Annotated in this window: 6 protein-coding genes and 2 pseudogenes; 5 read left to right on the plus strand and 3 right to left on the minus strand. The window is 72.9% G+C overall.

All coding sequences use genetic code 11. The annotated features are described in order from the left end of the window. Nucleotides 1–98: 98 nt before the first annotated feature. Nucleotides 99–365 (plus strand): annotated as a pseudogene (locus ABZU25_RS34225) (response regulator); the annotation flags it as partial. 111 nt (nucleotides 366–476) lie between these two features. Then, nucleotides 477–998, plus strand: coding sequence for an ATPase (locus ABZU25_RS34230; protein ID WP_355033506.1), 522 nt, complete (start codon nucleotides 477–479; stop codon nucleotides 996–998). A 30-nt stretch (nucleotides 999–1028) separates the two neighbouring features. On the opposite strand, the gene ABZU25_RS34235 is transcribed toward ABZU25_RS34230, so the two are convergent. The 3 genes from ABZU25_RS34235 to ABZU25_RS34245 all read right to left on the minus strand — a co-directional run bounded on the left by ABZU25_RS34235 (nucleotide 1029) and on the right by ABZU25_RS34245 (nucleotide 3649). After that, nucleotides 1029–1886 (minus strand): hypothetical protein, encoded by an 858-nt coding sequence (locus tag ABZU25_RS34235; protein ID WP_355033507.1) that lies wholly within the window; start codon nucleotides 1884–1886, stop codon nucleotides 1029–1031. 301 nt (nucleotides 1887–2187) lie between these two features. Next, nucleotides 2188–2613: an OsmC family protein gene (locus ABZU25_RS34240; protein WP_355033508.1), complete on the minus strand. Its 426-nt coding sequence runs from the start codon at nucleotides 2611–2613 to the stop codon at nucleotides 2188–2190. A 70-nt stretch (nucleotides 2614–2683) separates the two neighbouring features. Then, a complete protein-coding gene (locus ABZU25_RS34245) occupies nucleotides 2684–3649 on the minus strand; it encodes a serine/threonine-protein kinase (RefSeq protein WP_355033509.1) in 966 nt (321 codons plus the stop codon). A gap of 200 nt (nucleotides 3650–3849) precedes the next feature. Here ABZU25_RS34245 and ABZU25_RS34250 point away from each other — a divergent pair, with 200 nt between their 5' ends. The 3 genes and pseudogenes from ABZU25_RS34250 to ABZU25_RS34260 form a co-directional block, all read left to right on the plus strand. After that, the gene (locus tag ABZU25_RS34250; RefSeq protein ID WP_355033510.1) at nucleotides 3850–4080 is read left to right on the plus strand and encodes a hypothetical protein; all 231 of its coding nucleotides are present in this window, start codon (nucleotides 3850–3852) and stop codon (nucleotides 4078–4080) included. Nucleotides 4081–4193: 113 nt separating this feature from the next. Continuing rightward, a complete protein-coding gene (locus tag ABZU25_RS34255) occupies nucleotides 4194–4940 on the plus strand; it encodes a response regulator transcription factor (RefSeq protein ID WP_355033511.1) in 747 nt (248 codons plus the stop codon). Then, a pseudogene (locus tag ABZU25_RS34260) lies at nucleotides 4918–5397 on the plus strand (hypothetical protein); the annotation flags it as partial. The gene ABZU25_RS34255 and the pseudogene ABZU25_RS34260, both read left to right, overlap by 23 nt.

Here is a 5397-nt window from a genome sequence, read left to right on the forward strand (position 1 = left end):
CACCGGGGTCGTCATCGCGGTGGTCGCCTTCGTTGCCGTCGCTGTCAACCCGTCGACCTTCCGGGTCGGCTCCTCCGAGCCGCCGCCGACCTGGGCGCCGGCCGGACGTGATCCTGCTGGACCTGAACATGCCGCGGATGGACGGCCGGCAGGTGCTCGGGGCGGTGAAGCAGGACGAGGATCTGCGGACCATCCCGATCGTGGTGCTGACCACCTCCAACGCCGACACCGACATCGTCGGCAGTTACACGTTGCAGGCCAACGCGTACGTCACCAAGCCGATCGACCTGGACGACTTCAACGACGTGGTCCGCCGCATCGACGAGTTCTTCGGCCGGGTGGTCGTGCTGCCCAAGCGCGTCTGACGCGGGCCCCCGTGCGCGCATGCTGAACATTTTTCCCGAACCTCCTCGGCCGTCGCGGTAGCGGCCGAGGATCCAGGAGGGGAAGTAACAGCAGCTGCCTGGGGGCGACGGATGAGGTTCTCCATCGTTGAGACCGGTTACGACAAGCGGCAGGTGGATTCCTGCCTGGACGAGCTGGGGGTCCGGCTGTCCCGGCTCGCGGCACGCGCTGAGGGTGCCGCCGAGGCGAGCGGCGAGTGGGACGAGATCCGGCAGGAGGCGGCGTGGCTCAGCGGCCTCCTGCGGCGGCTGGACCTCGGCGACACCGCCGTCACCCGCCACGCCGGTGCCGCCGAGCGGCGTGCGGCCGCCGAGATCCTGGCCCAGGCCCGTGCCGAGCTGGACCAGGCCCGCGCGGAGGCCCGGCAGGTGCGCGAGCGGGCGTACGAGGAAGCGGTGCAGGCCCGGCGCGACTTCGAGGCGGCGCTGTACGTCCGGCGGCGGCGCGAGGCGCGGGTGGACGAGATCCTCGGTCAGGTGACGGAGGATCAGGTGCCCGCCGACACCCCGACCGCGGCTGCCGGGGTGCCGGGGAGCCGGGTGGGAGTCGGCGGGCTGGACGCGGGCGCGGAGCCGCCGTCCGGCCGGCGCTGAGAGCGGTCGGCGCGGGGTTGAACGGTCGGCTCAGGTGGTGAGCGCCGCCGCGACGGTGGTCGCCCGCTCCTCGTGCTGGGCGTACGCGTCCGGGTAGGCGGAGATCTGCACGGCCTGGGCGGCGGCGGTGACGCTCATGTCCTGCCAGCCGGGGATCTCGTTGAGTGCGCTGTAGAAGGCCCTCGCGGCGTACGAGGGACGCATCAGCTCGGCCACCGTGCCCCAGCCGCTGCTGGGCCGCTGCTGGAACAACCCGAGCGAGTCGTGGTCGGAGCCGCTGCCCTGGTTCGGGTAGTCGGCCGACTCGGGGAGGACGTCGCTGGCCAGGTTGTAGAGGTTGCTCTCCTGCATGGCGGTGGACAGCGCCACCACCAGGGCGCGGCGCGGCATCTTCAGGTCCAGGCCGACGTCCACGATGATCTTCGCGTTGTCCATCTGTGCCTGGTCGAGGCCGGCAACCGGTCGGGGTCGGCGGGGCTTGGCCGGCTTCTTGGGCGCCTTGCGGACGACGGTGGGTGTGGGTGCGGGGGTGGGCGTTGCCGTCGGGCTGGGCAGGACCCGCGCGGGGGCGAGGTCACGATCCAGCGACCGGGAGGCGCGTTCGTCGGCGATGGCGGCGCGGTCGGCCACCGCCTCGGCGATCGGCTCCACAGTGCGGGCCGGGTCGTCATCGTTGCCCCGGGCGGTGGCGACTGCGACGAGGCTGAGGCAGCAGGTGACGCCGGTGGCCAGGGCCACCCGGATCGGGGTCGAGCCCAGCAGGGGACGCCGGGGCGGTTCGGGGACGCGGTGCCGGCCGATCGTCTGTTCGGTTGATGCGACATCGCCCGATCGGGTGGTCGGCGGCGAGTCGGTCAGCTTCTGGTCGGAGGGGTCGTCGGGATGCACCTGACGAGGCTAAAGACCCAATTGCTCGATATCGCCTGTCCGTACGGTGGCCTGCGCCACACTTTGCCCCGATCTTGGGGATTCCCGGGGGCGAAGGCGGAGCAAGGCTGATCAACCTCGCGGATCGGGCCAGACCGGCATGTCCGATTGGCGGGCCAATAAGGGCTGGTCGACGACCCGCCGGCCGAGTCGTGGGCTCCCGTTCAGGAGTAGTCCGGACGGCCGATGCCCAATCCGCCGGACGGCCCACTCGCCGGTGGGCGTGGTGCCGGCACCGCCCGGCCCCGGCGGGCCATGGACGTCAGTGTCGACCGTTCTCCGCCGGCGTGACGGTCAGCCGGTGCCGGCTCGCGTCGCCGCTGGAGAACGGCCAGAGCCGGTCCGCGTACTCCACCAGGTCGGCCAGCTGATCTCGGCTCAGGCCGGCCGACGAGATCGAGGCGTGCACGTCGGCCCGGTAGAGACCGTCGTCGTCACGCCCCAGCTTCGCCTCCGCCCGTACCTGCACCGTGTGCGCCTCGTCGGTGATCTCCCCGGCCGCCTCCACCGCCGCGTGGTGCAGGCAGGACGCGAAGGCGGCGGCCAGCAGCTGCTCTGGTCTCAGCCCCGTGCAGTGCGCCGCCAGCGGCGAGGCCAGCGGGGTGGAGAGCCCGCCATCGTCGGTGCGTACGTGACCGCCCTCGGCGGTCGCGGTGGCCTCACGCAGCCAGGAACTCTGATCCGGCATCGCGTTTCTCCCGTCGCTCGGCAGGTCGGCTACCCGGCCGCCGCCCGCCGAAACGCGGTTGAGCCAGTGGTCAGCGCCCGGAAGCCCGCTCCGGCTCGTCGAGCAGGGCCACCGCCTCGGTCGCCTCGGCGGCGGCCCGCTCGGTCCACGCCGACGTCGGTATCGGTCGGCGGGGCGTCGGGATCGTCATCGGTACGTACACCCGGGCGTCCACGGACTCGGCAAGCAGCAGCGCCGCGACCATGCTGCTCGGACGCCGCGCGGGATCGTCGGCCAGGCAGGAGTGGCACAATTCGGCCACCTCCGGCGGCAGCCCCTCGATCTCGGGCAGCGGCTCCGGTGGCTGACAGCGGCGTACGCCGAGCAGTTCGTTGAGGGTCACCGCGTGGTACGGCAGGCGGGCCGTGAGGCAGTAGTAGAGCAGCACGCCGAGGGCGTACATGTCGGAGGCGGGGGTGGCCGGAGCCCGCTCCAACTGCTCGGGCGCCAGGTAGGCCGGGGTGCCCAACACCATCCCGGTCGGGGTCGGATCGGGTGCGCCGGTGGGGATGGCGATGCCGAAGTCGAGCACCTTAACGCCCGACGGGGTGAGCATGACGTTCGCGGGTTTGACGTCGCGGTGCACGATGCCCTCGGCGTGCGCGGCGGCCAGCGCCGCGGCGACCTCCGCGCAGACCCGCACCGCGATCCGCCAGTCCAACGGCCCGGCCCGCAGGTGCGCGGCGAGCGTCTCACCCTCGGCCAGCTCCATCACGATGTAGGGCACCGGACGGCCCGGCCAGGTCGAGGCGGTGCCGAAGTCGTGCACGCTCGCCACGTTCGGGTGCACCAGGCGGGCGGCCGACCGGGCCTCCGCGCGGATCCGGTCCACCGGGCCGCCCTGCCTGTGCCGGCCGTCCTGGTCGTCCGCACCGGGAAGGATGAGCTTCACCGCGACCGGCCGGTCCAGCACCTGGTCGTGCGCCCGCCACACCTCGGACATCCCGCCCACGCCGATGCGCTGCTCGAGCTGGTACCGCCCGTCCAGTGTGCGCATCGCCCACTCCTCGCCCTCGCTCCGCCGACGGCGGGTGCTCCGGTCGCGGTACCCGACCGCCGAGCTGGGCAAACCGCGGCGCTGTTCGGGGCGATCTCCGCACCGCACCGCGCTGCGCCGACGGCGGTGGGTGCGGTAGCTTGCGAGCCAGAGCCGGCGTCACCGATTGTGTCGGCACGGTCACCCGAGGGGGCGCCGCGATGGGCGAGGTCACCGTACGCTTCGTCGGCGGGCCCGCGGACGGCCTGGTCCGCCTGCTGCCGGCCGGGTCGGACGGCGCCCCACCACCGCGCTGGATCATGCGGCACCCGGACGGCACCGGGCCGGTGCAGCCCGGCCCCGACCACCTCTACGAACGCGACCGGCCCGACGACGCGGGCGGTTGGAGCATGCGGTTCGTGCGCACCGACGCGTACGGGGTGTCCGAGTGACAACGAGGCGGGGCTGACCGGTGGTGACGCCGGCGTCACGTCGGACCGGCCGCACAGCTGGCACACAGCTCCCGCAGGGGCGTGGCACAGACGCCGCGGCCACGATGGGGGCCATGGTCACAAACGGGCAGGCCGCGCCGAGCCGGATCGAGCTGCGTCGCCCCGACGGCGAACCCGTCCGGGTGCTTGTTGTCGACGACGAGGCGACGCTCACCGACCTGTTGTCGATGGCGCTGCGCTACGAGGGCTGGCAGGTCCGCAGCGCCGGCAACGGCATGGCGGCGTTGAGCGCCGCCCGACAGTTCCAGCCGGACGCCGTGGTCCTCGACGTGATGCTGCCCGACCTGGACGGCTTCCAGGTGCTGCGCCGGCTGCGCGAGCACGCCCCCACCGTCCCGGTGCTCTTCCTGACCGCCCGTGACGCCGTCGAGGAACGCATCGCCGGCCTGACCGTCGGCGGCGACGACTACGTGACAAAGCCGTTCAGCCTGGAGGAGGTGATCGCCCGGCTGCGCGCGCTGCTGCGCCGTTCCGGCTTCGCCGTCGCCGCCCGGGAGGACGCGGTCCTCACCGTCGGTGACCTCAGCCTCGACGAGGACAGCCACGAGGTACGCCGCGACGGCCAACTGATCACCCTCACCGCTACCGAGTTCGAGCTGCTGCGGTACCTGATGCGCAACCCGCGCCGGGTGCTCAGCAAGGCGCAGATCCTCGACCGGGTGTGGCACTACGACTTCGGTGGCCAGGCCAACGTGGTGGAGCTGTACATCTCGTACCTGCGCAAAAAGATCGACGCCGGTCGGGCGCCGATGATCCACACGCTGCGCGGTGCGGGCTATGTCCTCAAGCCCGCCGAGTAACCGCCGCCCGCTGCGCGCCGCCCGCCGGTGGCTGGCCGGCCGCTCCCTGCGTACCCGGCTGGTGTTTGCCCTGGTCGCGCTGCTGGCGGTGGTCAGCGTCGCCGTCGCGGGCCTCACCACCGTGGCGCTACGGCACGTCCTGATCGACCGGCTCGACGCCGAGTTGGCGCCCGCCACGGTCATGCGGGGTGACCGCCCGGGACGGCCAGCCTTCCCGGGCAGTGGCCCGGCCATCCCACCCGGGTCCCCGGCCGGCACTGTGGTCGCCGAGATCACCGACGGCCGGGTGACGAGCGCACGGACCCTGACCGACAGTCCGTCCAGCGACGATCCGTTCCCCGACGAGCAGGCCGTCCCGGTGGCGAACCCGTTGGCGTCCGTCACCTGGATGGTGGACAGGTACACCCCGGCCACGGTGGGCCGGCCGGAGAGCAGTCCGGCGTCCGGAGCGAGGCTC

Origin of the sequence: Micromonospora sp. NPDC005215, assembly GCF_040607915.1 — a bacterium.
In the GTDB taxonomy this organism is placed as follows: Bacteria; Actinomycetota; Actinomycetes; order Mycobacteriales; family Micromonosporaceae; genus Micromonospora.